The following is a 25,329-nucleotide window of genomic DNA, read 5'->3' as shown; positions in this document are numbered from 1 at the left end:
TCTGTGAAAAGAAGCCTTTTCGGCCTCTGCGTGCTATTCGCACTTGGCGGCTGTGTTCACGATCCTGTGCCCACCGAGCAACTGAAGCTGACCGAGCAGATGATGGTTCAGGCACGGGCTGTCGGCGTGACAGAGCAGGTTGGCGAGCTGGCTCTGGCCGAGCAGAAGCTGGCTGGCGCCCATGTCGCGATGAAGCACAAGCGCTATCGCCAGGCGCGCATGCTCGCCGAGCAGGCCGAGCTGGATGCGCGTCTGGCCGAAGCACGAACGCTCGACGAGAAGAGCCGGACCGAGGTCGCCGAGGTCAATCGGCAGATCGAGCGTCTGCGGCAGCAACTGGGAGAGCTGCGATGAAATCCATGCTCGGCTCGATCGTTTCGCTGGGAATCTGCGTGGCGCTGGCGGGTTGTGCCGCGCAAGATCCGCAACAGGCGCTGGACCAGGCGCATGCGGAGTATCAGGGCATCGTGAACGATCCCCAGGTACAGCGCAGTGCGCCCAAGGACGTGGTGCGCGCCGGGGAGGCGCTGGAGCGGGCGCAACGCTTCGCGGACTATCTGGGCGGCGCCGAGGATGCGATCCACTATGCCTACCTCAGCCAGCGCTACAGCCAGATCGCCCGTCATCACAGCGAGCAGTTACTGAACCAGGAGCGCGCCAGCCGGTTGGGTCTGGAGCGTGAGCGGCTGCGGCAGCTGTTGCAGGAAGCCCGGTTGCTCGATGCGCAACAGGGACGCTGGCTGGACGACCAGATGCTCAGCCTGGCGGCGGCCGAGACCGATCGGGGCTTGGTGGTGACCCTGGGCGACGTGCTGTTCAAGACCGAAAGTGCCGAGCTGGAGGCCTCCGCCAACCGCACGCTGCTCAAGCTGGTGGCATTCCTGCAGTTGAATCCGCAGCGCAAGGTGCGTGTCGAGGGCTACAGCGACAACAGTGGTGATGCTACGGAGAATCTCCTGCTCTCCCGAGCGCGAGCTCGCTCCGTTTCGCGCACGCTGACCGACCTCGGTATCGACACCGCGCGCATCGAGGTGGTGGGTTACGGCGAGCGCTTCCCGGTGGCCGAGAACGCGTCCGTGCGCGGCCGCGCATTGAATCGCCGGGTGGAGATCGTTCTGTCCGATGAGCAGGGCGAGCTGGGGCCGATTCGCTGAAAAACACATAGCCGACTGTTTTGCCCAGATAATCCGCAACTGTATTGGTCCGGGGCGGTAGTGTTGTACTACTGTTTCGGTTCAGTTGGCGGGAATCGGCAAAATGACCAATCTGTTGCTTTACCAGCGTATCGCTCAGCAGCTGGCTGACGACATCCGGCGCGGTGTCTATCGGCCGGGCGAGCGCGTGCCTTCGGTGCGCAAGATGAGCGTGCAGCTCGGCGTCAGCCATGCGACGGTGCTGCAGGCCTACGCCAATCTCGAAGACCAGGGGATGATTCGTGCGCGCCCGCAATCGGGCTTCTACGTTCACCATACTCCCGCGCTCACGGCCACCACCCCGGACATCGCCCAGGTCGAACGTCCCAAGCAGGTTACCCGCAGCAGCATCATCAACCAGGTACTCAGCGAATCCCGGCGCGAGGGGCTGGTGCCTTTCGGCGCGGCGGTGCCCCACGTGGATTACCTGCCGGCACGCGCGCTGCATCAGCAGCTGGCGAAGGTCACCCGCTTCCAGAGCCCGCGGGCCTTCAGTTACATGTTCAGCCCCGGCTTCGAACCGCTGCGCCGCCAGGTAGCGATTCGCATGCGTGATGCCGGCGTGGTGGTCAGCCCCGACGAGATCATCATCACCCATGGTTGCGTCGATGCGTTGCAGATGTCCCTGCGTATCCTGACCCGTCCGGGCGATCTGATCGCCGCCGAATCGCCCAGCTACTACGGCCTGCTGCAACTGGCCGATCTGCTGGGGCTGAAGGTCATCGAAATACCCTGCGATCCCGATACCGGCCTGAGCATCGAGGCCTTGCAACTGGCCGCGAGCCAGTGGCCGATCAAGGCGCTGGTGCTGACCGCGCGGCTGAGCAATCCGCTGGGCGGCAGCATGCCGGACGCACGTCAGAAGCAACTGCTGAAGCTGGCCACGGATTTCGACATCCATATCGTCGAGGACGATATCTACGGCGAACTGATGTTCGACGTGGGCTCGATCAAGGCGCTCAAATCCAACGATCTGCAGGGAAGGGTCATCTACTGTTCCAGCTTCTCCAAGACGCTTTCGCCCGGTGTGCGCATCGGCTGGATCCTGCCGGGACGTTACCGCGAGGAAGTTCAGCGGCTGCAGACCTTCAGCACCCATTCGGCCTGCAGCGTGACGCAGATGGCGGTCGCGGCCTATCTGGAGAACGGCGGCTACGATCGCCATTTGCGCTACATCCGCCATGAATACCGGAAGAACCTCAGCGCCTTCCAGCTGGCGGTGCAGCGCTATTTCCCCGAAGGCACGCAGATGACCCGGCCGAATGGCGGCTTCATCCTCTGGATCAGTCTGCCGGTGCGGATCAACACCAAGGAGCTGCATCTGCTGGCGCTGAAACGAGGCATCAGCATCGCGCCCGGGCTGATATTCAGCAACACCGAACAGTTCAATCACTGCATCCGGTTCAACTGCGGGTTGCCCTGGACGCGCGAGACGGAGCAGGCGTTGAAGACGCTAGGCGAACTGGCCGATGAGCTCTGTCGAGGATCACTCACGGAGCACTGAAGGTGCGTCTGGCTATCGATCCTGTTCGCCAAGCAGGGTGCGCATCGCCTCGGCGGACATGGGCCGATGCTGCCAGGGCAACAGGGCCTCGGCACTGACGGGTGAATCGCCGTTGCGTTGGCGCGGCTGGTAATGCAGCACGAACTGCCCGGTTTCGTTTGCATCCTGCGGTTCGGTTTCGGGGCTGCTTCGCTGGTGCAGGTGTTCACCCATCTCGCGGTCATACAGGCACCAGTTGCCGCGCCCGCTGTTCTTCGCCTGATAGAGGGCGACGTCCGCGCAGCGCAGCAACTCGGATGCCTGGGATGAATCCTGGGGGGCGATGGCGACCCCGATGCTCGCTCCGATGAACACCTGTTGCTGCCCATAACCGAAGGGTTTCGCGAGACTCTCGAGCAGCCGGGTACACAGCTGTCTGATGTCGTCCTGATCGCGCAGGCGGCTGATCACCATGACGAACTCGTCGCCGCCGATGCGCGCAACCAGATCGTCGGCGCGAATGCATTGCCGGAGTCGTTCGGCCACGCGCACCAGTACCTCGTCGCCAGCGGCGTGGCCCATCGTATCGTTCACGGGCTTGAAGCGATCGAGATCGATGTACAGCAGCGTGAGCTTCGCATTGGCGCCGTTCAGCGCGTGCAGCTTGGCCGTCAGGTGTTCCTGCAGGCGGCTGCGGTTCGGCAGGCCGGTCAATGGGTCATGTTGGGAAAGATAGTGGATGTGAGCCTGCGCGCGGGTCTCTTCGGTGATGTCGGCGGCGGTGCCCCGGAAACCGAGGTTCGCGCCGTCGAGCAGGATCGCACGCGCCGACAGGCGATAATGCCGCTGGCCGCCATCAGCGGCGTGGTAGCTGCAGCGCAGGGGGGCATCCGGCGCGGCCAGCCAGTCTCGCAATGTCGTTTCGTCGGCATTCAGCAGTTCGGCCATCGGTCTGCCCAGCCAGTTGCTCCGGGAGTGCCCGGTGATTTCTTCGAAGCGGCTGGAAAGGTACGTCAGGCAGGTGTTCCGGTCGATTTCCCAGAGCCAGTCGGAGGCCGACTCGGCTACGTCCCGAAAGCGCTTTTCGCTGGCGGCCAGCGCGGCGCGGCTGGATGACAGTCGTGCATAGCTGGCGTCCAGAATCTTCACGGTTTTCAATCCCTGCTGCAGTAGCAGCCAGGCCAGCAGTCCGAGACCCAGGGCAACGGCAGCGAGGATCGGCAGTGTGGTCCACAGCAGATGACGGCCCGGGTGGGCCGGTGACCAGGTGAAGCGTATCGGACTGGCGTCCGCCAGCGCCCGCTCGATCAGCGCCTCGGCCGCGGGTTCGGTGTCCGAAGCGATCCGTAGTCCTGGGACCGCGTGAGCGGCGCCGAGCTCCAGCAAGCGCTTGGCGTCGAGCAGATCGACGAACAGCAGGATCGAGGCCGGACCGGGCACTTCTTCCACGTCGCTGCCTGCGGTGGTCATCACCGAGGCGGACACCATCGCAGGCGTGCCTCCGGCTCGCAACAGGCCGGCCGCTGCTTCGCCGTTGCGTACCGCTTCACGAGCCCGCTCGAGCAGTTGTTGCAGCCCGCCATCCAGCCATTGCTTGGCATCGAGCGTCTGCAGTTCACCGCGAATCACCGAATAGCGAGTTTCACCCTGGCCATCGATCACCAGCACGGCCTCATAGCCGAAGTCACGGTAGAGCGTGGGGCCGAGATTCTCCTGGTGATAGGCCCAGTCCAGGTTCGTCTGGCGGTGCAGGTTCGCGTAGGCGTCGCCCCAGAAGGCATTGTCCACGTTGGCGCGCTGTATCCAGCGTTGCTGAGCATCCAGGGCCATGCCGGCAAGGAAGCGGCTCTGATCGAGGGCGTCGCGGTCGAGCCTGGTCGCTATCTGCACCAGCGCTGTGGCGGCGGCCAGCAATGCGAACGCCAGCAAGCCGATCATGGCCGGCAGTATGCGACGCGCGAACACGGCCTGGGCCTTGCTCCGCGTCACGCCAGGGTTGGAGGAGGGTGCGGTCATTCATTCGTCCTTCGGGATCGAAGAATGATCACCGGTGAGACATCATAATGCCACTACTGACTGGTCGGTCAGCTTTTTGCGAGACGAATGGCTGGACACGCTGTATTGGGAGACACGTGTGTGCGCAAAGCCGGCCTAGCGATTTCGTGCGTCTTCCGCGTCGGCTTCGGCATTGCGCTGGGCGATCCTCTGTTTCTGCTCCTCGGTCAGCGGAATCTTGCGTGCCGACGAACGCAACAGCAGCAGGCCGCCGACGATCGAACCAAGCACCACGAACAGCAACAGCCAGATGTACCAGGGCATGCGGATTCTCCTGAGGGTTTGTGATGGCCGGCCTGCGGCGTGGCCGTAGGTTGAATCATAGCTGTGATCGAGGGGCCAGGGGCTGCTGAGGTTTCAGCGCTGTCCGCGTGGCTGAGCCGTCGTCGGAGCGGGGGATTTTCTGCGACAATGCGCGCCGAATTTCGCCGAGGACCCCGCCATGACCTGCCAGACCCCGATCATCGTTGCGCTTGATTTTCCTTCCCGTGATGCCGCGCTGGTGCTGGCCGGGCAGCTCGATCCAGCGCTGTGCCGGGTCAAGGTCGGCAAGGAACTGTTCACCCGATGCGGCCCCGCGGTGGTCGAGGATTTGCGCGCCAAGGGTTTCGAAGTATTCCTCGACCTCAAGTTCCACGACATTCCCAATACCACGGCGATGGCGATCAAGGCCGCGGCGGAGCTGGGCGTCTGGATGGTCAACGTGCATTGTTCCGGTGGTGCACGGATGATGGCGGCCTGCCGGGAGATTCTCGACAAGAGCAGCGGGCCGCAACCGCTGCTGATCGGCGTGACGGTACTGACCAGCATGGAGCAGGCCGACCTGGCCGGCATCGGGCTGGACGTCCAGCCGCAGGAACAGGTACTGCGCCTGGCCGGCCTGGCGGCGACCGCCGGCCTCGATGGTCTGGTCTGTTCGGCACAGGAGGCCCCGGCGCTGAAGTCGGCGTACCCGCAGCTCGCGCTGGTCACGCCGGGGATTCGGCCTGCTGGTAGCACGGCGGATGATCAGCGCCGCATCCTGACGCCAGCCGAGGCGATGACAGCAGGCTCCGACTATCTGGTCATCGGCCGCCCCATCGCCCAGGCGGCTGATCCGGCGCAGGCGCTGGCTGCCGTGGTGGCTGAGCTTGAGCCTGTTTCCCGGTCATAACGTTCATGCCGCAGGAACTGTAGAGTCGAATTTATTCGGCTTTGCGCATTTCGTGGCTGAATAAATTCAGCCCTACAGGCTATGGCTGAAACGCGAGAATAGCTGGGGAACGGGTCAGACCTTCAACACCAGCTTGCCGAAGTTTCCGCCGGTGAACAGCTTCATCAGCGTCTCGGGGAAGGTTTCCAGCCCCTCGACGATGTCCTCCTTGCTCTTCAGCTGACCGCTCTGGAGCCATCCGGCCATTTCCTGCATGGCTTCGGGGTAGCGGGCGACGTAGTCGGTGACGACCATGCCCTGCATGCGTGCGCGGTTGACCAGCAGCGACAGGTAGTTGGCCGGCCCCTTGATGGCGTCCTTGTTGTTGTACTGGCTGATCGCGCCGCAGATCACCACTCGGGCACCGACGCTGATACGGCTCAGCACCGCATCGAGGATGTCGCCGCCGACGTTGTCGAAATAGACGTCGACGCCTTTCGGACAGTCCCGCTTGAGGGCTGCTGCCAGCTCTTCGTTCTTGTAGTCGATGGCGGCGTCGAAGCCGAGTTTTTCGGTGAGAAAGCGGCATTTGTCGGCACCGCCGGCGATGCCCACTACGCGGCAGCCCTTTATCTTCGCGATCTGCCCGGCCACGCTGCCGACGGCCCCGGCTGCGCCGGAAATCACCACCGTCTCGCCCGCCTTGGGTTCGCCCACGGCCAGCAGGGCGAAGTAGGCCGTCATGCCGGTCATGCCCAGCGCCGAAAGGTAGCGCGGCAGCGGCGCCTGGTCGGGGTCGACCTTGTAGAAGCCTCTCGGCTCGCCGAGGAAGTAATCCTGAACACCCAGGGCACCGTTGACGTAATCGCCTTCCTTGAAATCCGGATGCTGCGAGGCGACGACCCGGCCGACGCCCAGCGCGCGCATCACTTCGCCTATCCCGACCGGCGGAATGTAGGACTTGGCATCGTTCATCCAGCCGCGCATGGCGGGGTCGATGGAGAGGTACTCGTTCTTCACCAGTATCTGCTTGGGTCCGGGCTCACCCAGTTCGATCTCGGTGAAGTCGAAGGTCTCACGTGTTGGCGCGCCGACCGGGCGCTGGGCCAGCAGGAATTGCCGGTTCTTGATGTTCATGGACGCCTCCGATTGGGCAAAAGTCTGGTTTAGCCCGCCAACGGCATTGCTGCAAGCAAGGAAGGAAGTTCGAAATACAGGGGCATCCGCCTGGGTGATATCGCGGGATGGCGCTTAATCGAGGCGGGCGATGACGGTATAACCATGACCGGTATTGCGTTCGCGGTCACGTTTGTGCCGCGTCTTTTCGATTCGAGCAGGATTTCCAGCATGAGCATGTCTTTTTCTGGGCAAGTGGCCCTGGTAACGGGCGCGGCGGCGGGCATCGGCCGTGCCACGGCGCTGGCGTTTGCGGCCCAGGGGTTGAAAGTGGCGGTTGCCGATCTCGATGAGCTCGGCGGCGAAGCCTGCGTGGCGGAGATTCGCGCCGCCGGTGGCGAGGCGCTGTTCATCGGCTGCGACGTGACACGTGACGAGCAGGTTCGCGGCATGATCGAGCGGGTGCTGAGCTGTTACGGGCGGCTCGATTACGCCTTCAACAATGCCGGCATCGAAATCGAGCAGGGGCGGTTGGCCGAAGGCAGCGAGGCGGAGTTCGACGCCATCATGAGCGTCAACGTCAAGGGCGTCTGGTTGTGCATGAAGTACCAGTTGCCGGTGATGCTCGCCCAGGGTGGCGGGGCGATCGTCAATACGGCGTCGGTGGCGGGACTGGGCGCGGCGCCGAAGATGAGTATCTATGCGGCCTCCAAGCATGCGGTGATCGGGCTGACCAAGTCGGCGGCGATCGAGTATGCCAAGAAGGGCATTCGTGTGAATGCGGTGTGTCCGGCGGTGATCGATACCGATATGTTTCGTCGCGCCTACGAGGCGGACCCGCGCAAGGCGGAGTTTGCGGCCGCCATGCACCCAGTGGGGCGGGTGGGGAAGGTCGAGGAGGTGGCGGCTGCGGTGATGTATTTGTGCTGTGACGGGGCGGCTTTCACCACTGGGCATGCGTTGACGGTGGATGGTGGGGCTACAGCGATTTAGGTTTTGGTTTTTAAGTGCCGGTGGTTAAGGCGATTACCGCGTTTTCTGACGCTTCTTTTTTCGGCCCCCCGGCCGAGTCACATGACTCGCTACGCTCGCCCTTCGGGCCAGCCTGCGGCTGTTACTCCGCTTCGCTTCGTTGCTCTTGTTTGGCCAAGAGAAAGTAACCAAAGAGAAGGCCACCCCGACATCCGGGTCTGGCCTGCGGCCAGACTTCCCTCCTTCCGGTGCCGCTCCGGGGGCCGTCACGAAGGGGCGTCCCTGCCTAGGCGGCCCCGCCCTTCGTTCCTCGTCCGGCGTCCATGCCTCGCGGCCCCCTGCGCAACACCTCCACTCAGCCTACTGACGGGGAACGGAGTCCGAGTCGCCTGAAAGGTCGCTAGTGTTTGCTTGGTTGGCTTTGCTTTTTTCTTGCGCGAACTAACAGACGACAGCAAACGCCCTTTTCAGGAGGGTGAACGGAGTCGCTGTGTAAGGGGTTGAGCGGCAAGGATGCCGCGAAAGGACTAGGCGTCCCCGCTTAAAGGGCCATGGAAGGCCCTTGTAAGCCGACCCCTGGAGCAGTGATGGAGTGAACGAACCCTGCGCGAAGCGCAGGGCCGTATGTAGGGGCAAGCGTTTTTGCCTACTTTTTCCGCGACTGGAAAAAGTAGGTCGGCCGGGTGGCCGAAACCAGAACTATCAACCTACTCGGAAATCATCCCGGCACAGCGATTCAGAACGACACCCCAGCTCCAGCTAGAGAAATTCTCAATCCCGTCTCCCCAAGATCACCAACGTCACCACCCCCGCAATCAACCCCCACAACGCCGCCCCAATCCCAAACAGCGTCAACCCCGACGCCGTCACCATGAATGTGATCAGCGCCGCCTCGCGCTCATGGGGCGTCTGCATGGCCTGTGTCAGCCCCGAGCCGATCGAGCCGAGCAATGCCAGCGCTGCGATGGACAGCACCAGCGCCGCTGGAAAGGCGGCGAACAGCGCCGCCAGGGTCGCGCCGAAGATCCCGGCGATGCCGTAGAACACCCCGCACCAGACAGCAGCGGTGTAACGTTTGGAGCGGTCCGGGTGAGCCTCGGGGCCGGCGCAGATGGCCATGGTGATGGCCGCCAGGTGGATACCGTGGGAGCCGAAGGGCGCCAGCAGCACCGAGGCGATGCCGGTCACCGAGATCAGCGGTGAAGCGGGCGCGTCGTAGCCTTCGGCGCGCAGCACGGCCAGCCCCGGCATGTTCTGCGAGGCCATGGCGATGACGAACAGCGGAATGCCGATGCTGAAGATCGCGGCAAGGGACAATGACGGCGTGGTCCATACCGGCGCCGCCACCTGCAGGCTGAAACGCTGGAAATCCAGCAGACCCGACAGGCCGGCGATCAGGCAGCCGACCAGCAGCGCGCAGAGCACTGCGTAGCGAGGCAGCAGCCGTTTGGCCAGCAGGTAGCTGAAGAACATGCCCAGCACCAGCACCGGCTGCACTTCCACCGCGCGGAAGATCTCGATACCGATATTGAACAGCACGCCGGCCAGCAGGGCGGCGGCCAACGAGGCCGGCACGCGGCGCATCAGGCGCTCGAAGCTGCCGGTCAGGCCGCACAGGGCGATCAGCGCCGAAGCGAAGATGAAGGCGCCGATGGCTTCGCCGTAGGGAACGCCCGGCAGGCTGGTGATCAGCAGGGCCGCCCCCGGTGTCGACCAGGCGATCACCACCGGCGTGCGGTAGCGCAGGGAAAGCCCGATGCTGCAGATCGCCATGCCGATGGACAGCGCCCAGATCCAGGATGAAATCTGCGCGCCGCTCAAGCCGGCTGCCTGGCCGGCCTGGAACATCAGCACCAACGAGCTGGTATAGCCGGTCAGCATGGCAATGAAGCCGGCGACAATCGTCGACGGCGAGCTCTCGGCAAGGGGGCGCGATAGCGTGCGGATGGTCATGGTTGTCCTTGTTGTTCTTGGCTGGCCCTGGCCCCGGTGTATGGAGTCAGAGCACGTGCGAGGGGTCTTAGCCTAAGCGGCCCGGCTCTGTGCGTCACGATACAGCCGGCGTCCCGATCGACATTACAGTCGGGCGAGCGCCGGACCGAGGCCGACGCACGGCGAGCAGCGGCCTGTTTCGCTTACCGATATTCCAGCTTCTTTTTTTCCTGGCACCGATGTTGCTATTGAGCACTGTGCTCGCTGCGATGCGTCAATAAAACCGCAGCTGTCGGAGGAATGATGAGCCAGGGTGTTGAATTCAATCGCTTGATGCTGGAAATGCGTGCCATGCAGACCGATGCCATGGCGCGTGCGAAGCCTGTGCAGGCTTTGCCCGAGCCGGGCGCCCCGAGCTTTTCCGAGATGCTCGGGCAGGCGGTGAACAAGGTGCATGAAACCCAGCAGGTCTCCAGCCAGATGGCGACTGCCTTCGAAATGGGTCAGGGCGGTATCGACCTGACCGAGGTGATGATCGCCTCCCAGAAAGCCAGCGTTTCCTTTCAGGCCTTGACCCAGGTGCGTAACAAGCTGGTTCAGGCGTATCAAGACATCATGCAGATGCCGGTTTGAGGCAGGGTTGAGTCATGGCTGAAGCAGCGAGCAAGGTTCCAGTGACAATCGATTCGGGCGATCCGAAAAAGCCACTGTTTGGCCTGTCTTTCCTGGAAAACCTTTCGGAAATGCCGATGCTACGGCAGGTCGGCCTGTTGGTCGGCCTGGCTGCCAGTGTCGCAATCGGTTTCGGTGTGGTGCTCTGGTCGCAGCAGCCGGACTACCGGCCGTTGCTCGGCAGCCTCGCCGGAATGGACGCCAGCCAGGTGATGGATACCCTCGCGGCGGCGGACATTTCCTACACCGTCGAACCCAACTCTGGCGCCTTGCTGGTCAAGGCCGACGACCTGGCGCGTGCGCGCCTGCGGCTAGCCAGCGCGGGGATCGCGCCGACCGACAGCAACATCGGTTTCGAGATCCTCGACAAGGAGCAGGGGCTCGGCACGAGCCAGTTCATGGAAGCCACGCGCTATCGTCGCGGCCTCGAAGGCGAGCTGGCGCGCACCGTTTCCAGCCTGAACAACGTCAAGGCCGCTCGCGTTCACCTGGCGATTCCGAAGAGCTCGGTATTCGTGCGTGACGAGCGCAAGCCCAGCGCTTCGGTGCTGGTGGAGCTGTACCCCGGTCGTAGCCTGGAGCCCAGCCAGGTGATGGCGATCATCAACCTGGTCGCCACCAGCGTGCCGGAGTTGAACAAGTCGCAGATCACCGTCGTCGACCAGAAGGGCAACCTGCTGTCCGACCAGCAGGAGCTGTCCGAGCTGAGTATGGCCGGCAAGCAGTTCGACCATACCCGCCGCTTGGAAAGCCTCTACACCCAACGCGTGCACAACATTCTGCAGCCGGTGCTGGGCAACGGTCGCTACAAGGCCGAGGTTTCCGCCGATGTGGATTTCAGTGCGGTGGAGTCCACTTCGGAAACCTTCAACCCCGATCAGCCGGCGCTGCGCAGCGAGCAGAGCGTCAACGAGCAGCGCCAGAGCAGTCTGCCGCCACAGGGCGTGCCCGGCGCGCTGAGCAACCAGCCGCCCGGCCCGGCCACCGCGCCGGAGAATGCGCTGGCCGGCCAGGCTGCCGCCGCCGGTGCCGTCGCGCCCGGGCAACCTTTGCTGGATGCCAACGGTCAGCAGATCATGGACCCGGCGACCGGTCAGCCGATGCTGGCGCCTTATCCGTCGGACAAGCGCGAGCAGTCGACCCGCAACTACGAGCTGGACCGTTCCATCAGCTACACCAAGCAGCAGCATGGCCGCCTGCGTCGGCTGTCGGTGGCGGTGGTGCTCGACGACCAGGTCGTGGTCGCCGAGGATGGCCAGGCCACCCGGGTACCGCGAAGCGCCGAAGAATTGGCGCGCTTCACCCGCCTGGTTCAGGATGCCGTCGGCTTCGATGCCAGCCGTGGCGATAGCGTCAGCGTTATCAACGCGCCGTTTGCCGCCGATACGTCCGACGAAGGCTTCATCGACATCCCGTTCTACTCGCAACCCTGGTTCTGGGACGTGGTCAAGCAGGTGCTGGGCGTGCTGTTCATTCTGGTACTGGTCTTCGGCGTGCTGCGGCCGGTACTGAACAACCTGGCCAATGCCGGCAAGAGCAAGGAACTGCAAGCGGCTGGCGGCGATGGCGAGCTGGGTGACATGGACGGACTGGACGATGCGTTGTCCAACGACCGGGTCAGCCTGAGCGGACCGCAGAGCATCATGCTGCCGAGCCCCAGCGAGGGTTACGACGCCCAACTGAACGCGATCAAGAGCCTGGTGGCCGAAGATCCGGGCCGTGTGGCCCAGGTAGTCAAAGAGTGGATCAATGCCGATGAGTGACAATCGAATTCAGGTCAAGCTGGCCAAAGTCGACAAGGCGGCGATCCTGCTGCTGTCCCTGGGTGAGGCCGATGCCGCGCAGGTGCTGCGTCACCTCGGCCCGAAGGAAGTACAGCGCGTCGGTACCGCGATGGCGCAGATGCGCAATGTGCAGCGCGAACAGGTCGAGCGGGTGATGAGCGAGTTCGTCGAGATCGTCGGTGACCAGACCAGCCTGGGCGTGGGTGCCGACGGCTACATCCGCAAGATGCTGACCCAGGCCCTGGGCGAAGAAAAGGCCGGTGGCCTGATCGACCGGATCCTGCTGGGCGGCAACACCAGCGGCCTGGACAGCCTCAAGTGGATGGAGCCGCGCGCGGTCGCCGACGTGATCCGCTACGAACACCCGCAGATCCAGGCGATCGTCGTGGCCTATCTGGACCCGGACCAGGCGGGCGAGGTGCTGTCGCACTTCGACCACAAGGTGCGCCTGGACATCGTCCTGCGCGTCTCGTCGCTCAATACCGTGCAGCCGGCGGCGCTGAAGGAGCTCAACCAGATTCTGGAGAAGCAGTTCTCCGGCAACTCCAACACCAGCCGGGCCACGCTGGGTGGCGTGAAGCGCGCGGCCGACATCATGAACTTCCTCGACAGTTCGATGGAAGGCCAGCTGATGGACGCCATTCGCGATGTGGACGAAGACCTGTCGGCGCAGATCGAGGACCTGATGTTCGTCTTCGACAACCTGGCCGATGTCGACGACCGGGGCATCCAGGTGCTGCTGCGCGAAGTCTCTTCCGACGTGCTGGTCATGGCGCTCAAGGGTGCCGACGAAACGGTCAAGGAAAAGGTCTTCAAGAACATGTCCAAGCGCGCCGGCGAATTGCTGCGCGACGATCTGGAAGCCAAGGGCCCGGTGCGCGTCAGCGATGTCGAGACCGCGCAGAAGGAAATCCTTACCATTGCTCGCCGCATGGCCGAAGCCGGGGAAATCGTCCTGGGTGCCAAGGGCGGCGAAGAAATGATCTAGCAAGGTTTGAGCGATGGCGAAGGAAAACCCCAGCGATGTGATCCGCGCGAAGGACGTCAATGCCTTCGATCGCTGGGCGTTGCCGAGTTTCGATCCGGAAGGCGCCGAGCCGGAAGAGTCGCAGGCCGACGACGAGCCGGTTGAAGAGCCGGCGCTCTCGCACAGCGAAGACGTCCCGGTGGAGGACGTCAAACCGCTGACGCTCGACGAACTGGAGGCGATTCGCCAGGAGGCCTACAACGAGGGCTTCAGCACCGGCGAGAAGGACGGTTTCCATGCCGGCCAGCTCAAGGCCCGGCAGGAGGCCGATGCTGCCCTGGCGCCGAAGCTCGACAGCCTCGAGCGCCTGATGAGCCAGTTGCTCGAACCCATCGCCGAACAGGATCGCAACCTCGAGCACGCCATGGTCACCCTGGTCGGCCAGCTTGCCCGGGAGGTGATCCAGCGCGATCTGCTGATCGATTCCAGCCAGATTCGCCAGGTGCTGCGCGAGGCCCTGAAGCTGCTGCCGATGGGCGCCGACAACGTTCGGATTCACATCAACCCGCAGGATTTCGAACTGGTCAAGGCGTTGCGCGAGCGCCACGAGGAATCCTGGCGGATCGTCGAGGATGCCGACCTGCTGCCCGGTGGCTGCCGGATCGAGACCGAACACAGCCGCATCGATGCCAGCGTCGAAACGCGGCTCGGTCAGGCCATCAAGCAGTTGTTCGAGCAGCAGCGGGAGAACGCCACCAATCCGCCCGCCGCCGATCTGCATCTCGAGCTGGACACCGGCGATGCGCCTTGAACGCATCAGCTTCGTCAAGCGCCTGGAGGCCTACGGCGAGGCGATAAAGCTGCCCGATCAGCCGATCCTCGAAGGTCGCCTGCTGCGCATGGTCGGTCTGACGCTGGAAGCCGAAGGGCTGCAGGCCGCGGTAGGCAGCCGCTGCCTGGTGATCAACAACGACCGCTACCACCCGTCCCAGGTCGAAGCCGAAGTGATGGGTTTTTCCGGCGGCAAGCTTTTTCTCATGCCGGTCGGCAGCCTGGCCGGCATCGCGCCTGGCGCCCGCGTGGTGCCGCTGGCCGATACCGGTCGGCTGCCGATGGGCACCTCGATGCTCGGCCGGGTAATCGATGGTGCCGGTCGCGCGCTGGACGGCAAGGGCGGCATGAAGGCCGAGGACTGGGTGCCGATGGACGGGCCGGTGATCAACCCGCTCAAGCGGCACCCCATCAGCGAACCGCTGGATGTCGGCATCCGCAGCATCAACGGCCTGCTCACCGTCGGGCGCGGCCAGCGTCTGGGTCTGTTCGCCGGCACCGGTGTGGGCAAGTCGGTGCTGCTGGGCATGATGACCCGTTTCACCGAGGCGGACATCATCGTCGTCGGCCTGATCGGCGAGCGCGGTCGCGAGGTCAAGGAGTTCATCGAGAACATCCTCGGCGAGGAGAGCATTAAGCGCTCGGTGGTGGTGGCTTCGCCCGCCGACGATGCGCCGCTGATGCGTCTGCGCGCCGCCATGTATTGCACCCGCATCGCCGAGTATTTTCGCGACAAGGGCAAGAACGTGTTGCTGCTGATGGATTCGCTGACGCGCTTCGCCCAGGCCCAGCGCGAGATCGCCCTGGCCATCGGCGAGCCGCCGGCGACCAAGGGCTATCCGCCATCTGTGTTCGCCAAGCTGCCGAGCCTGGTGGAGCGCGCGGGGAATGCCGAGGCGGGCGGCGGTTCGATCACGGCGTTCTACACGGTGCTGTCCGAGGGCGACGATCAGCAGGACCCGATCGCCGACGCGGCGCGCGGCGTGCTCGATGGCCATATCGTGCTGTCGCGGCGCCTGGCCGAGGAAGGCCACTACCCGGCGATCGACATCGAGGCGTCCATCAGCCGGGTCATGCCGCAGGTGGTCAGCGCCGAGCATGTGCGCAATTCGCAACGCTTCAAGCAGCTCTGGTCGCGCTATCAGCAGAGTCGCGACCTGATCAGCGTGGGCGCCTACGTGCCGGGCGGCGACGCCGAGACGGATCTGGCCATCGCGCGTCAGGCGGAGATGGTCGGCTACCTGCGCCAGGGCCTGAATGAAAGCGAGGACCTGGCGCACAGCGCCGCGCTGCTGGCCAGCGTCTTCAATCCCCGGCCCGGGGGTTAATCCTTGCCTGCCAGCCGCGCCGCCCGCCTGACCCCGGTGATCGAAATGGCTGAGCGCGCCGAACGCGATGCCGCGCGCCTGCTGGGGCAGGGCCAGCAACAACTGGATCAGGCCGAGCTCAAGCTCGGTGAGCTGCAGCAGTATTTCAGCGACTACCAGCAGCAATGGCTGACCCAGGGCAGTCAGGGCGTCAGTGGTCAATGGCTGATGAATTACCAGCGCTTTCTCTCCCAGCTCGAATCGGCCATCGGCCAGCAGCAGCGCAGCGTCGACTGGCACCGCAACAACCTGCACAAGCTGCGTCAGCAATGGCAGCAGCGTCGTGCACGTCTGGAAGGGCTGTCCAAGCTGGTCGAGCGCTACCTGCAGGAGGCACGGGTGGCGGCCGACAAGCGCGAGCAGAAGCTGCTCGACGAGTTCTCGCAGCGCCTGGCCGGCCGGCCGAAACCGGACTGACGCTTGCCGCCCTTGGGGTTGGCTGCTACATCTTCATAGGTTTCTTCGCCTGGCAGCGTGCCATGACCTTGCGGATAGGGAGAGCTTCGTGACCATCACTTCTACGCTATCGGCAGATGGGCAGGAACTGACGCTGCACATCCGCGGCCGCTTCGATTTCAATTCACACCAGGCTTTTCGCGATGCCTATCAGCGCGTGAACGGTTTGGCGCGTCGCTACGTGGTGGACCTGGGCGGTGCGACCTACCTCGACAGCTCCGCGCTCGGGATGCTGCTCTTGCTGCGCGACCATGCCGGTGGCGACAACGCGCAGATCCGCCTGATCAACTGCAACGCCGATGTGCGCAAGGTCTTATCGATTTCCAATTTCCAGCAACTGTTCGTGATCGACTGAATGCTTCCGTCGCTGTCGATTCTCATCGTCGAGGACGGCGCGGCCGATCGCATGCTGCTGGCGACCATCGTCGCCCGCCAGGGGCACCGGGTGCTCACCGCCGCTAATGGCCTGGAAGCACTGGCGCTGTTCGAGCAGGAGCGCCCGCAGCTGGTGCTGATGGATGCCCTGATGCCGGTGATGGATGGCTTCGAGGCGGCGCGCCTGATCAAGCAGCGGGCAGGCGATGAGCTGGTCCCCATCATCTTCCTCACCTCGCTGTCGGAGCCGCGCGAGCTGGTGCGCTGTCTGGACGCCGGCGGCGACGACTTCATCGCCAAGCCCTACGATCCGGTCATCCTGCAGGCGAAAATCCAGGCCATGCATCGCCTGCGGCAGCTGCAGGCGACGGTCCTGGGACAGCGCGACCTCATCGCCGATCATAATCGGCAACTGCTCGACGAGCAGCGCGCCGCTAAGGCGATCTTCGACAAGGTGGCCCACGCCGGTTGCCTGGATGCCGGCAACATCCGTTACCGACAGTCGCCGCATGCGCTGTTCAACGGCGATGTGCTGCTGGCGGCCCAGGCGCCGGCCGGCCAGTTGTTCGTCTTGCTGGGCGACTTCACCGGACATGGCCTGCCGGCCGCCATCGGTGCCATGCCGCTGGCCGAGACCTTCTACGGGATGACGGCCAAGGGTTACGCCAGCCATCACATCCTTCGCGAGATCAACGCCAAGCTGAAGCTCATCCTGCCGACGGAAATATTCTGTTGCGCCACCTTCCTGGACATTCACGTCAGGGAAGGCGTTCTGCGGGTATGGAACGGCGGCCTGCCGGACGGCTATCAGCTGCGTCTGGGCGGTGAGCGCGTGGCGCTGACCTCGAAACACCTGCCGCTGGGCGTGCTGGAAGCCAAGCGGTTCGATGATCGCTTCCAGATCCTGCCGCTGGCGCAGGGCGATCGCCTGCTGCTGATGTCCGATGGCGTGCTGGAACGTCGCGATCAGGCCGGCGAACCCTTTGGCGAAACGCGCTTGCAAGCGATCTTGCAGTCCAATGCCGACCCCGCGCGTCTGTTCGATGAGATCGAGCAGGCCTTGCGGGCATTTCATGGTAGTGCGGCCGACGACCTGAGCCTGGTCGAGGTGAAGGTGACCGAAGAAGCGTTGCCGGCGCGGCTGCCGGGCGGGTTTCCGCTCGGCGCCCGGCCGTTGCGTCCGATGGACTGGTCGGCCCGCTTCGAGTTGCGCCCGGACAGCCTGCGCAGTGCCGACCCGCTGCCGCTGATGTTGCCGCTGTTCCTGCAGGTTCCGGCGTTGCGCCAGCGTGCGGGCCTCATCTACACCGTGCTGACCGAGCTCTACAGCAATGCGCTGGAGCATGGCGTGCTGGGGCTGGATTCGCGGCTCAAGAGCGATGCCGATGGCTTCGCCGGTTACTATCGCGCCCGCGAGCAGCGACTGGCGGCGCTGGCCGAGGGCTGCGTGCTGATCGATGTGCAGATACGCAGCGAAGGCGATGGCGGCTCGCTGCGTATCGACATCCAGGACAGCGGCGCGGGCTTCGACGTCGAGCAGGCGCTGGCCGCGCAGCCTCGCGATGCGGGCCTGGCCGGGCGCGGGCTGCGGCTGATCGAGCAGCTCGCCGATCGTTTCTGCTGGCAGCCGGATGGGCGTGGGCTGAGCGTGGAGTTCCACTGGACGGCTGATGCATAATCCGCTGCCTTTCGACCGGAGGAGTGCCGGGGTGTCCGATCCTCGTCTCGACAGCGCCATGCTGGCCACCTTGCAGGAGGTGATGGAGGGCGACTATCCGATGTTGCTGGACGCCTTCCTGAACGACTCCGAGGAGCGCCTGCGCATGCTGCAGGAGACCTGCGCTGCTGGCGAGGCCGAGCCGTTGCGCCAGGCGGCGCACAGTTTCAAGGGCAGCTGCAGCAACATGGGCGCCGTGGTGCTGGCGGACCTCTGTCGCCAGCTCGAAGAACTGGCTGGCGGTGAGCGGCTCGAAGGTGCTCCGGCGTTGATCGAACGCATCGAACGGGAATTTGCCATTGCCCGCATCCTCTATCGGGCGGAGCGTCAACGTCACGCCGGTCCCGTCTGATCGAATCCTGGCGCGAAACTTGCTCATTCATGGCTACCTCACCCTTTCGAGTGGAAGAACCATGGCTGTTTCCCCCGACCTGTTGCTCAACATCAAGACGCCCGAGCCTCGTGGCAAGGCCGCGGGCGCGAAAGCCGATTCTGCCTCGCAAGCCAGTCGGCAAGAGGCTTCCCGGTTCGCCGAGATGTACGCCAAGGAGCGTCAGGGCAAGCCGGTGGAGCGTTCGGACGCGCCTAACAAACCGGCGCGCGACAAGCCGGTGAACGAAAAGGACAGTCAGGAAACCGCCGGAGCCGAGACGGCCGAGAAGCCGACGATTGCCGAAGGCGGCAACGAGTTGCCTCCGGAGTCGTCGCAGGCGGTCGATGAGGCGAGCGAGTCGCAAGAGGTGGCCGGCGCCGAGTTGGACCCGCTGCTGATGTTCGGCATGGGCGCGCAGGCCGAAGTCGCCGAAGTGCCATCCGGCGAAATCCAGCCCGTGGGGAGCGAATTCCTGGCCAGCCTGCAGATCCAGCAGACGGCCGCCGAAACCGAGGCCGTGCCGGAAGAAGAGGCGTTGGCGGCGCAGAAGGCTTCGCCTCAGGCGCAGACCGCGGGGCGCGATGCGATCCAGCCGGCGGCCAAGGGTGACGAACGCTTCGCCAACCTGTTGCAGGTCGCCGGCGATTCGACGGAAACCGGTGATGAGTTGGAGCTGACGCTGGCCGCCGGCGAACTGGAGGAGATCGATGCACCAGTCGAAACCCGCCAGTCCAATGCCGAGCTTGCGGCCAATCGTCTCAATCCGCTGACGCAGGCCATTGCCCAGCAGACCCAGCAGTTGCAGCGAACCCCGCTGGTGCCGGGGCAGCCGGTGCAGATGCAGCAGTCCGGCTGGAGCGAAGCGGTGGTGGACCGGGTGATGTGGCTCTCCAGCCAGAACCTCAAATCTGCCGAGATCCAGCTCGATCCGGCGGAGTTGGGACGCATGGAAGTACGCATCGACATGAACAAGGACCAGGCCCAGGTGACCTTCCTCAGTCCGCACGCCGGCGTACGCGATGCGCTGGAAGGGCAGATGCAGCGCCTGCGCGAAATGTTCGCCCAGCAAGGCATGACCATGGACGTCAACGTTTCGGACCAATCCCTGGCGCGCGGCTGGCAAGGTGACGGTGGCGGCGAGTCGCGCGGCGAGGGCGGCAGCGCCGACAGTGCCGTTGCGGAGGCCGAGAGCGGCGGGGTGCTGGAAGTGGCCAGCAACCGGAGCACGGGTGACCGCGGGCTCGTGGATTTCTACGCCTGATGGCGGCGGGCTCGGCGCCGGCTGCCGAGCCCGTTCCAGCCATACTGGCCCTCGTAACGCCTCTGCAAAGCGCGCCAGTCTTACCGGCAGTCATTTACTGCTGGCGCTCGCTGATTGATACTTTGGCACAGCAGTTGCTCCTAACTCCTTGAAGCAGAGTGAAATCACGCGTGATGACGGATATTTGGCATGGCTAAGAAACAGGGTCCCCCGGACGTGCCAGCTCCTGGCGCCGAGACTTCAGGCAAGGGCAAGATCAAACTCATCGTCGCCATCGTGCTGGGCCTGTTGCTGGCCGTGGGATTGTCGGTCGCCAGCACCCTGTATTTCATGAACCGGGACGATGCCGGCAAGGGTGAGGAGCAGGCGCAAGCGCCCGCGCCGACCGCATCCGGCAAGCCCGCGGCGATCTATGAGGTCCTGGCACCGGCCTTCGTGGTCAATTTCAGCAATAACGGTGGGCGCCAGCGTTACATGCAGGTCAGCGTCGCGCTGATGTCGCGTGATCAGGTCGCACTCGACGCGCTCAAGGAACACATGCCCTTGTTGCGCAATCAACTGGTCATGCTGTTTTCCAGTCAGGACTTCGCCACCATCGCGACACCGGTCGGCCAGGAAATGCTGCGGCAGCAGGCTACCGCCAGCGTCCAGGAGCTGGCCAATAAAGAGATCGGCAAACTTGCCGTCGAGCAAGTGCTGTTCACCAACTTCGTACTGCAATAGAGGTCGCCGAGGATGGCTGTTCAAGATCTGCTCTCGCAAGACGAGATCGACGCGCTCCTGCATGGGGTCGACGACGGCCTGGTCGATACCGAAAGCGATTCCGAGCCGGGCAGCATCAAGAGCTACGACCTGACCAGTCAGGACCGGATCGTGCGCGGGCGCATGCCCACGCTGGAGATGGTCAACGAGCGTTTCGCCCGCTATACCCGCATCAGCATGTTCAACCTGCTGCGGCGCTCTGCGGACGTCTCGGTCGGCGGCGTGCAGGTGATGAAGTTCGGCGAATACATCCACTCGCTGTACGTGCCCACCAGCCTGAACCTGGTGAAGATCAAGCCGTTGCGCGGCACTTCGCTGTTCATTCTCGACGCCAAGCTGGTGTTCAAGCTGGTGGACAACTTCTTCGGCGGCGACGGCCGCCATGCCAAGATCGAAGGCCGCGAATTCACGCCCACCGAGTTGCGCGTAGTGCGCATGGTGCTCGACCAGGCGTTCAACGATCTCAAGGAAGCCTGGCAGGCGATCCTGGAAGTCAACTTCGAGTACGTGCATTCGGAGGTCAACCCGGCGCTGGCCAATATCGTCAGCCCCAGCGAGGTGGTGGTGGTCTCGACCTTCCACATCGAGCTGGACAGTGGCGGCGGCGATCTCCATATCGCCATGCCTTACTCGATGATCGAGCCGATTCGCGAGATGCTCGATGCCGGTTTCCAGTCCGACGTCAGCGACCAGGACGAGCGCTGGGTCAAGGCGCTGCGCGAGGACATCCTCGACGTCAACGTGCCGCTGGGTGCCACGGTGGTGCGGCGTCAGTTGAAGTTGCGCGACATTCTCAACATGCAGCCGGGGGACATCATTCCGGTGGAAATGCCCGAGGACATGATCATGCGCGCTAACGGCATGCCGGCCTTCAAGGTCAAGCTCGGCGCGCACAAGGGCAATCTGGCCTTGCAGGTGATGGAACCCGTGGTGCGGTCACGGTGATTCAGACCTATTCCAATTACCAGCCCGTCGAGGATTAGCGATGGCAGACGAACACGAAAACAATTCCCCGGAAGAGCAGGCGCTCGCCGACGAATGGGCCGCGGCCCTGGCCGAAGCCGGCGATGCCAGCCAGGACGATATCGATGCCCTGTTGAGCCAGGGGGTTCCGCCCGCTGCTCCGGCCGCGCCGAAGGCACCGCTGGAGGAGTTCGGCAGCGCGCCGAAGGCCAGCGCGGCGCCCGTGGGGCTCGACGGTCCCAATCTGGACGTGATCCTGGATATCCCGGTATCGATTTCCATGGAAGTGGGCAGCACCGAAATCAGCATCCGCAACCTGCTGCAGCTCAACCAGGGCTCGGTGGTGGAGCTCGATCGCCTGGCGGGTGAGCCGCTGGACGTGCTGGTCAACGGCACCCTGATCGCCCACGGCGAAGTGGTGGTGGTCAACGAGAAGTTCGGCATTCGGCTGACCGATGTGATCAGTCCGAGCGAACGCATCAAGAAGCTGCGCTGACATGCGTATTCTTGCCGCCCTTGCCATGTTGCCCATGCTGCCGGTCATGGCTGCCGAAACGACGGCCAGCATGAGCAGTGCCGGCATGGGTGCGCAGCTGAGCAAGCTGCTGCTGGGCCTGCTGCTGGTCATCGGGCTGATCTTCCTGCTGGCCTGGCTGTTGCGTCGCGTCCAGCAGCTCCATCCGCGGGGCGCGCAGGTCATCAAGATCGTTTCCACCCAGGCGCTGGGGCCGCGCGAGCGGCTGGTGCTGGTGCAGGTAGGCGGCGAACAGATCCTGCTCGGCCTGAGCGCCGGTCGCATCACGCCACTGCACGTGCTCGAGGAACCGGTGCATCTGCCGGACGCGGAACCGGCCACGCCGGAGTTTGCCCAGCGCCTGATGGAGCTGTTGGGCAAGGACCAGAAGGACAAGCACTGATGTTTCGACTGTTGCTGGCCGTTGCGCTGGCGCTGGTCGCGCCGCTCGCCCTCGGGCAGGATGCCGGCGCGCTGATCGGCCAGGGCGACAACCCGCTGTCGATCCCGGCCATCACCCTGAGCACCGACGCCGAGGGCCAGCAGGAATATTCGGTCAGCCTGCAGATCCTGCTGATCATGACGGCGCTGAGTTTCATCCCGGCGTTCGTCATGCTGATGACCAGTTTCACGCGGATCATCATCGTCTTCTCTATCCTGCGCCAGGCACTGGGGCTGCAGCAGACGCCGTCGAACCAGATTCTCATCGGCCTGACCATCTTCCTCACGCTGTTCATCATGGCGCCGGTCTTCGACCAGATTAACCGCGATGCCCTGCAGCCCTATCTCAATCAGCAGTTGCCGGCGCAGCAGGCGATCGCCCGCGCCGAGGTGCCGCTGAAGAATTTCATGCTGGCGCAGACGCGCGAAAGCGATCTGGAGCTGTTCGTGCGGCTGTCCAAGCGTACCGACCTGCAGACGCCGGAGGCCGTGCCGCTGACCATCCTGGTTCCGGCATTCGTGACCTCCGAGCTGAAGACGGCGTTCCAGATCGGCTTCATGATCTTCATTCCCTTCCTGATCATCGACATGGTGGTGGCCAGCGTGCTGATGGCGATGGGCATGATGATGCTCTCGCCACTGATCATTTCGCTGCCGTTCAAGATCATGCTGTTCGTGCTGATCGATGGCTGGGGGCTGATCATCGGTACCCTCGCCAGCAGCTTCGGCACTCTCTAGGAGGTTTGCCATGACTCCGGAAGTCGCGGTCGATCTGTTTCGCGGTGGCCTGTGGCTGACAGCCACCATCGTCGGCGTGCTGGTGGTGCCGAGCCTGTTGGTCGGCCTGGTGGTGGCGATGTTCCAGGCGGCGACGCAGATCAACGAGCAGACGCTGAGCTTTCTGCCGCGCCTGCTGGTGATGCTGCTGACGCTGATCTGGGCGGGGCCCTGGCTGGTGCGCGAGCTGATGGAGTACAGCCAGAACCTGATCCAGAACATACCCCTGATCATCGGCTGATGCTCGAGCTCACCAACGCGCAGATCGGCGGCTGGGTCGCGCAGTTCCTGCTGCCCCTGTTCCGCGTCGCCGCGCTGCTGATGAGCATGCCGATCATCGGAACGCAGCTGGTGCCGATGCGTGTGCGCCTGTACCTGGCGGTGGCCATCTCTGTGGTGCTGGTGCCGGCGCTGCCACCGGTGCCAGTGGTCGAGGCCTTGAGCCTGCAGGCGCTGTTGCTGATCGTCGAGCAGATCCTCATCGGTGTGATGCTGGGCTTCGTGCTGCAACTGTTCTTCCAGCTGTTCATCGTCTCCGGTCAGATGCTGGCGATGCAGATGGGCCTGGGTTTCGCCTCGATGGTCGACCCGGCCAACGGCGTGTCGGTGCCGGTGCTCGGGCAGTTCTTCAACCTGCTGGTGATCCTGCTGTTCCTGGCCATGAACGGCCACCTGGTGGTGCTGGAAATCCTCACGGAAAGCTTCATCACCCTGCCGGTGGGCGGGGGTTTGAGCACCAATCACTACTGGGAAGTCGCCGGCAAGCTGGGCTGGGTGCTCGGCGCCGGTCTGCTGCTGGTGCTGCCGGCGATCACCGCGTTGCTGGTGGTGAACCTGGGCTTCGGCCTGATGACCCGCGCGGCGCCGCAGCTGAACATCTTCTCCATCGGGTTTCCGCTGACGCTGGTGCTGGGTCTGGTGGTGGTGTGGGTCGGCATGGCGGATATCCTGGCTCAGTACCAGGTGTTCGTCAGCGAGGCGCTGGGGATGCTGCGCGAACTGATCGGGGTACGTTGATGAGCATCCTGCCGGAGGTCGCCCATGGCTGAGAGCGAAAGTGGCGCCGATAAAAGCGAAGAACCCACGGAGAAACGCCGCCGCGAATCACGCGAGAAAGGCCAGCTGGCGCGCTCGCGGGAGCTGAATACGGTGGCGGTGACCCTCGGCGGCATCGGCGGGTTGCTGGCTTCCGGAGCGGGGCTGGCGCAGAGCCTGATGGCGATGATGCGCGGCGCCTTCGAACTCGACCGTCAGACCGCACTGAGCGAGAGCAGCATGATCTCGCTGTTGGCCCACAGCGGGATGATCGCGCTGGAAGCGATCATCCCGCTACTCGTCGTGCTGCTGATCGTGTCCATCATCGGCCCCATTTCGCTCGGCGGCTGGCTGTTCTCGGGCAAGGCGATGGCGCCCAAGTTCAGCCGGATGAATCCTGGCGCTGGCCTCAAGCGGATGTTCTCGGCCAAGGCGCTGGTCGAGCTGCTCAAGGCGCTGGGCAAGTTCCTGGTAGTGCTGGCGGTTGGATTGCTGGTGCTCTCGGCCTACCAGGACGACCTGCTGTCGATCGCCAAGCAGCCGTTGGAGCTGGCCATCGCCCATAGCGTCGAGATCGTCGGCTGGTGCGCGCTGTGGATGGCTTGCGGCCTGATCCTGATCGCGGCGGTGGATGTGCCGTTCCAGCTCTGGGACAACAAGCAGAAGCTGATGATGACCAAGCAGGAGGTCAAGGACGAGTACAAGGACAGCGAAGGCAAGCCCGAGGTCAAGTCCAAGATTCGCCAGCTGCAGCGCGAGATGGCCGAGCGACGGATGATGCAGGCGGTGCCGGATGCCGACGTGGTGATCACCAACCCGACGCACTTTGCCGTGGCGCTGAAATACGACGCCGACAAGGGCGGTGCGCCGATGCTGGTGGCCAAGGGCGGCGATTTCCTCGCGCTGAAGATCCGCGAGATCGCCCAGGAGCACAGCGTGACGGTACTCGAGTCGCCGGCGCTGGCCCGGGCGGTGTACTACTCGACCGAGCTGGAGCAGGAAATTCCGGCGGGTCTCTATCTGGCCGTGGCGCAGGTGCTGGCCTACGTCTATCAGTTGCGCCAGTACCAGGCCGGCAGAGGCAAGCGTCCGGACCCGCTGGGCAACTTGCCGATCCCGCCGGATTTGCGCAGGGACGCCTGATTCGCCCG

The 25,329-nt window shown here is 64.1% G+C and carries 27 protein-coding genes; 23 read left to right on the top strand and 4 right to left on the bottom strand.

Annotated elements, in window-relative coordinates; translation table 11 throughout:
* Positions 1-3: 3 nt before the first annotated feature.
* The 3 genes from EA795_RS08270 to EA795_RS08260 all read left to right on the top strand — a co-directional run bounded on the left by EA795_RS08270 (position 4) and on the right by EA795_RS08260 (position 2,697).
* Complete coding sequence (locus EA795_RS08270; protein WP_043942532.1) at positions 4-354, top strand: DUF4398 domain-containing protein; 351 nt, start codon at positions 4-6, stop codon at positions 352-354.
* On the top strand, positions 351-1,154 hold the full coding sequence (locus tag EA795_RS08265; RefSeq protein WP_122076536.1) for an OmpA family protein: 804 nt from the start codon (positions 351-353) through the stop codon (positions 1,152-1,154). The genes EA795_RS08270 and EA795_RS08265 overlap by 4 nt, the downstream gene beginning before the upstream one ends.
* Before the next feature lie 103 nt (positions 1,155-1,257).
* Positions 1,258-2,697: an aminotransferase-like domain-containing protein gene (locus EA795_RS08260; protein ID WP_122076533.1), complete on the top strand. Its 1,440-nt coding sequence runs from the start codon at positions 1,258-1,260 to the stop codon at positions 2,695-2,697.
* A gap of 12 nt (positions 2,698-2,709) precedes the next feature.
* On the opposite strand, the gene EA795_RS08255 is transcribed toward EA795_RS08260, so the two are convergent.
* A complete protein-coding gene (locus tag EA795_RS08255; protein WP_122076521.1) occupies positions 2,710-4,692 on the bottom strand; it encodes a sensor domain-containing diguanylate cyclase in 1,983 nt (660 codons plus the stop codon).
* Between the two features lie 135 nt (positions 4,693-4,827).
* Entirely contained in the window at positions 4,828-4,995 is a 168-nt protein-coding gene (locus EA795_RS08250) for a DUF2897 family protein (RefSeq protein ID WP_014852041.1), read from the bottom strand.
* Between the two features lie 178 nt (positions 4,996-5,173).
* Between EA795_RS08250 and pyrF the strand changes: the two genes are divergently transcribed.
* On the top strand, positions 5,174-5,884 hold the full coding sequence (gene pyrF / locus EA795_RS08245) for an orotidine-5'-phosphate decarboxylase (protein ID WP_122076519.1): 711 nt from the start codon (positions 5,174-5,176) through the stop codon (positions 5,882-5,884).
* A gap of 114 nt (positions 5,885-5,998) precedes the next feature.
* Here pyrF and EA795_RS08240 read toward each other — a convergent pair whose 3' ends face one another.
* Positions 5,999-7,000, bottom strand: coding sequence for an NADP-dependent oxidoreductase (locus EA795_RS08240; protein ID WP_122076517.1), 1,002 nt, complete (start codon positions 6,998-7,000; stop codon positions 5,999-6,001).
* 210 nt (positions 7,001-7,210) lie between these two features.
* Here EA795_RS08240 and EA795_RS08235 point away from each other — a divergent pair, with 210 nt between their 5' ends.
* On the top strand, positions 7,211-7,972 hold the full coding sequence (locus tag EA795_RS08235; RefSeq protein ID WP_122076515.1) for an SDR family oxidoreductase: 762 nt from the start codon (positions 7,211-7,213) through the stop codon (positions 7,970-7,972).
* A 750-nt stretch (positions 7,973-8,722) separates the two neighbouring features.
* Here EA795_RS08235 and EA795_RS08230 read toward each other — a convergent pair.
* On the bottom strand, positions 8,723-9,904 hold the full coding sequence (locus EA795_RS08230; RefSeq protein WP_122076513.1) for a benzoate/H(+) symporter BenE family transporter: 1,182 nt from the start codon (positions 9,902-9,904) through the stop codon (positions 8,723-8,725).
* A 282-nt stretch (positions 9,905-10,186) separates the two neighbouring features.
* Between EA795_RS08230 and fliE the strand changes: the two genes are divergently transcribed.
* From fliE to flhB, 18 genes are all read left to right on the top strand, one after another.
* Positions 10,187-10,516: a flagellar hook-basal body complex protein FliE gene (fliE, locus tag EA795_RS08225; RefSeq protein WP_014852046.1), complete on the top strand. Its 330-nt coding sequence runs from the start codon at positions 10,187-10,189 to the stop codon at positions 10,514-10,516.
* Between the two features lie 14 nt (positions 10,517-10,530).
* Complete coding sequence (fliF, locus tag EA795_RS08220; RefSeq protein ID WP_014852047.1) at positions 10,531-12,318, top strand: flagellar basal-body MS-ring/collar protein FliF; 1,788 nt, start codon at positions 10,531-10,533, stop codon at positions 12,316-12,318.
* The gene (fliG, locus tag EA795_RS08215; protein ID WP_014852048.1) at positions 12,311-13,327 is read left to right on the top strand and encodes a flagellar motor switch protein FliG; all 1,017 of its coding nucleotides are present in this window, start codon (positions 12,311-12,313) and stop codon (positions 13,325-13,327) included. The genes fliF and fliG overlap by 8 nt, the downstream gene beginning before the upstream one ends.
* Positions 13,328-13,340: 13 nt before the next feature.
* Positions 13,341-14,117, top strand: a complete 777-nt coding sequence (gene fliH, locus EA795_RS08210; RefSeq protein ID WP_122076511.1) for a flagellar assembly protein FliH — start codon at positions 13,341-13,343, stop codon at positions 14,115-14,117.
* The gene (gene fliI / locus EA795_RS08205) at positions 14,107-15,465 is read left to right on the top strand and encodes a flagellar protein export ATPase FliI (protein ID WP_122076509.1); all 1,359 of its coding nucleotides are present in this window, start codon (positions 14,107-14,109) and stop codon (positions 15,463-15,465) included. Before fliH ends, fliI begins: the two co-directional genes overlap by 11 nt.
* Before the next feature lie 3 nt (positions 15,466-15,468).
* A complete protein-coding gene (gene fliJ / locus EA795_RS08200) occupies positions 15,469-15,921 on the top strand; it encodes a flagellar export protein FliJ (protein ID WP_115027582.1) in 453 nt (150 codons plus the stop codon).
* An 88-nt stretch (positions 15,922-16,009) separates the two neighbouring features.
* Positions 16,010-16,315 (top strand): STAS domain-containing protein, encoded by a 306-nt coding sequence (locus EA795_RS08195; RefSeq protein ID WP_014852052.1) that lies wholly within the window; start codon positions 16,010-16,012, stop codon positions 16,313-16,315.
* A complete protein-coding gene (locus EA795_RS08190; protein WP_115027583.1) occupies positions 16,316-18,013 on the top strand; it encodes an ATP-binding SpoIIE family protein phosphatase in 1,698 nt (565 codons plus the stop codon).
* 31 nt (positions 18,014-18,044) lie between these two features.
* A complete protein-coding gene (locus tag EA795_RS08185; protein ID WP_014852054.1) occupies positions 18,045-18,404 on the top strand; it encodes an Hpt domain-containing protein in 360 nt (119 codons plus the stop codon).
* Between the two features lie 61 nt (positions 18,405-18,465).
* Positions 18,466-19,686: a flagellar hook-length control protein FliK gene (locus tag EA795_RS08180; protein WP_115027584.1), complete on the top strand. Its 1,221-nt coding sequence runs from the start codon at positions 18,466-18,468 to the stop codon at positions 19,684-19,686.
* Between the two features lie 189 nt (positions 19,687-19,875).
* Complete coding sequence (locus EA795_RS08175; RefSeq protein WP_058073541.1) at positions 19,876-20,409, top strand: flagellar basal body-associated FliL family protein; 534 nt, start codon at positions 19,876-19,878, stop codon at positions 20,407-20,409.
* A 12-nt stretch (positions 20,410-20,421) separates the two neighbouring features.
* Positions 20,422-21,393 carry a flagellar motor switch protein FliM gene (gene fliM / locus EA795_RS08170; RefSeq protein WP_014852057.1) on the top strand — a complete coding sequence of 324 codons (972 nt, stop codon included), beginning with the start codon at positions 20,422-20,424 and terminating at the stop codon, positions 21,391-21,393.
* 40 nt (positions 21,394-21,433) lie between these two features.
* Complete coding sequence (gene fliN / locus EA795_RS08165; RefSeq protein WP_014852058.1) at positions 21,434-21,907, top strand: flagellar motor switch protein FliN; 474 nt, start codon at positions 21,434-21,436, stop codon at positions 21,905-21,907.
* Between the two features lies 1 nt (position 21,908).
* Positions 21,909-22,328 (top strand): flagellar biosynthetic protein FliO, encoded by a 420-nt coding sequence (fliO, locus tag EA795_RS08160; RefSeq protein WP_058076515.1) that lies wholly within the window; start codon positions 21,909-21,911, stop codon positions 22,326-22,328.
* Entirely contained in the window at positions 22,328-23,104 is a 777-nt protein-coding gene (fliP, locus tag EA795_RS08155; RefSeq protein WP_058073539.1) for a flagellar type III secretion system pore protein FliP, read from the top strand. Before fliO ends, fliP begins: the two co-directional genes overlap by 1 nt.
* Before the next feature lie 10 nt (positions 23,105-23,114).
* Entirely contained in the window at positions 23,115-23,384 is a 270-nt protein-coding gene (gene fliQ, locus EA795_RS08150; RefSeq protein ID WP_014852061.1) for a flagellar biosynthesis protein FliQ, read from the top strand.
* Entirely contained in the window at positions 23,384-24,160 is a 777-nt protein-coding gene (gene fliR, locus EA795_RS08145) for a flagellar biosynthetic protein FliR (RefSeq protein ID WP_014852062.1), read from the top strand. The genes fliQ and fliR overlap by 1 nt, the downstream gene beginning before the upstream one ends.
* A gap of 24 nt (positions 24,161-24,184) precedes the next feature.
* Complete coding sequence (gene flhB / locus EA795_RS08140; protein WP_058073538.1) at positions 24,185-25,321, top strand: flagellar biosynthesis protein FlhB; 1,137 nt, start codon at positions 24,185-24,187, stop codon at positions 25,319-25,321.
* Positions 25,322-25,329: the final 8 nt, after the last annotated feature.

Source organism: Stutzerimonas nitrititolerans (assembly GCF_003696285.1).
GTDB classification, from domain to species: Bacteria; Pseudomonadota; Gammaproteobacteria; order Pseudomonadales; family Pseudomonadaceae; genus Stutzerimonas; species Stutzerimonas nitrititolerans.
The sequence above is the reverse complement of the archived record's forward strand: the minus strand, read 5'-3'. Positions and strand labels throughout refer to the sequence as shown.

Bases quoted from the DNA above. Each gene is read 5' to 3' on its own strand.
- EA795_RS08235 (WP_122076515.1), top strand. From the start codon at position 7,211: ATGAGCATGTCTTTTTCTGGGCAAGTGGCCCTGGTAACGGGCGCGGCG.
- fliN (WP_014852058.1), top strand. From the start codon at position 21,434: ATGGCAGACGAACACGAAAACAATTCCCCGGAAGAGCAGGCGCTCGCC.
- EA795_RS08190 (WP_115027583.1), top strand. From the start codon at position 16,316: ATGCTTCCGTCGCTGTCGATTCTCATCGTCGAGGACGGCGCGGCCGAT.
- EA795_RS08240 (WP_122076517.1), bottom strand. From the start codon at position 7,000: ATGAACATCAAGAACCGGCAATTCCTGCTGGCCCAGCGCCCGGTCGGC.
- EA795_RS08230 (WP_122076513.1), bottom strand. From the start codon at position 9,904: ATGACCATCCGCACGCTATCGCGCCCCCTTGCCGAGAGCTCGCCGTCG.
- EA795_RS08265 (WP_122076536.1), top strand. From the start codon at position 351: ATGAAATCCATGCTCGGCTCGATCGTTTCGCTGGGAATCTGCGTGGCG.
- fliP (WP_058073539.1), top strand. From the start codon at position 22,328: ATGTTTCGACTGTTGCTGGCCGTTGCGCTGGCGCTGGTCGCGCCGCTC.
- pyrF (WP_122076519.1), top strand. From the start codon at position 5,174: ATGACCTGCCAGACCCCGATCATCGTTGCGCTTGATTTTCCTTCCCGT.
- EA795_RS08255 (WP_122076521.1), bottom strand. From the start codon at position 4,692: ATGACCGCACCCTCCTCCAACCCTGGCGTGACGCGGAGCAAGGCCCAG.
- fliH (WP_122076511.1), top strand. From the start codon at position 13,341: ATGGCGAAGGAAAACCCCAGCGATGTGATCCGCGCGAAGGACGTCAAT.
- fliO (WP_058076515.1), top strand. From the start codon at position 21,909: ATGCGTATTCTTGCCGCCCTTGCCATGTTGCCCATGCTGCCGGTCATG.
- fliQ (WP_014852061.1), top strand. From the start codon at position 23,115: ATGACTCCGGAAGTCGCGGTCGATCTGTTTCGCGGTGGCCTGTGGCTG.
- EA795_RS08180 (WP_115027584.1), top strand. From the start codon at position 18,466: ATGGCTGTTTCCCCCGACCTGTTGCTCAACATCAAGACGCCCGAGCCT.
- fliF (WP_014852047.1), top strand. From the start codon at position 10,531: ATGGCTGAAGCAGCGAGCAAGGTTCCAGTGACAATCGATTCGGGCGAT.
- fliI (WP_122076509.1), top strand. From the start codon at position 14,107: ATGCGCCTTGAACGCATCAGCTTCGTCAAGCGCCTGGAGGCCTACGGC.
- fliM (WP_014852057.1), top strand. From the start codon at position 20,422: ATGGCTGTTCAAGATCTGCTCTCGCAAGACGAGATCGACGCGCTCCTG.
- flhB (WP_058073538.1), top strand. From the start codon at position 24,185: ATGGCTGAGAGCGAAAGTGGCGCCGATAAAAGCGAAGAACCCACGGAG.
- EA795_RS08175 (WP_058073541.1), top strand. From the start codon at position 19,876: ATGGCTAAGAAACAGGGTCCCCCGGACGTGCCAGCTCCTGGCGCCGAG.
- EA795_RS08250 (WP_014852041.1), bottom strand. From the start codon at position 4,995: ATGCCCTGGTACATCTGGCTGTTGCTGTTCGTGGTGCTTGGTTCGATC.
- fliE (WP_014852046.1), top strand. From the start codon at position 10,187: ATGAGCCAGGGTGTTGAATTCAATCGCTTGATGCTGGAAATGCGTGCC.
- fliG (WP_014852048.1), top strand. From the start codon at position 12,311: ATGAGTGACAATCGAATTCAGGTCAAGCTGGCCAAAGTCGACAAGGCG.
- fliR (WP_014852062.1), top strand. From the start codon at position 23,384: ATGCTCGAGCTCACCAACGCGCAGATCGGCGGCTGGGTCGCGCAGTTC.
- EA795_RS08260 (WP_122076533.1), top strand. From the start codon at position 1,258: ATGACCAATCTGTTGCTTTACCAGCGTATCGCTCAGCAGCTGGCTGAC.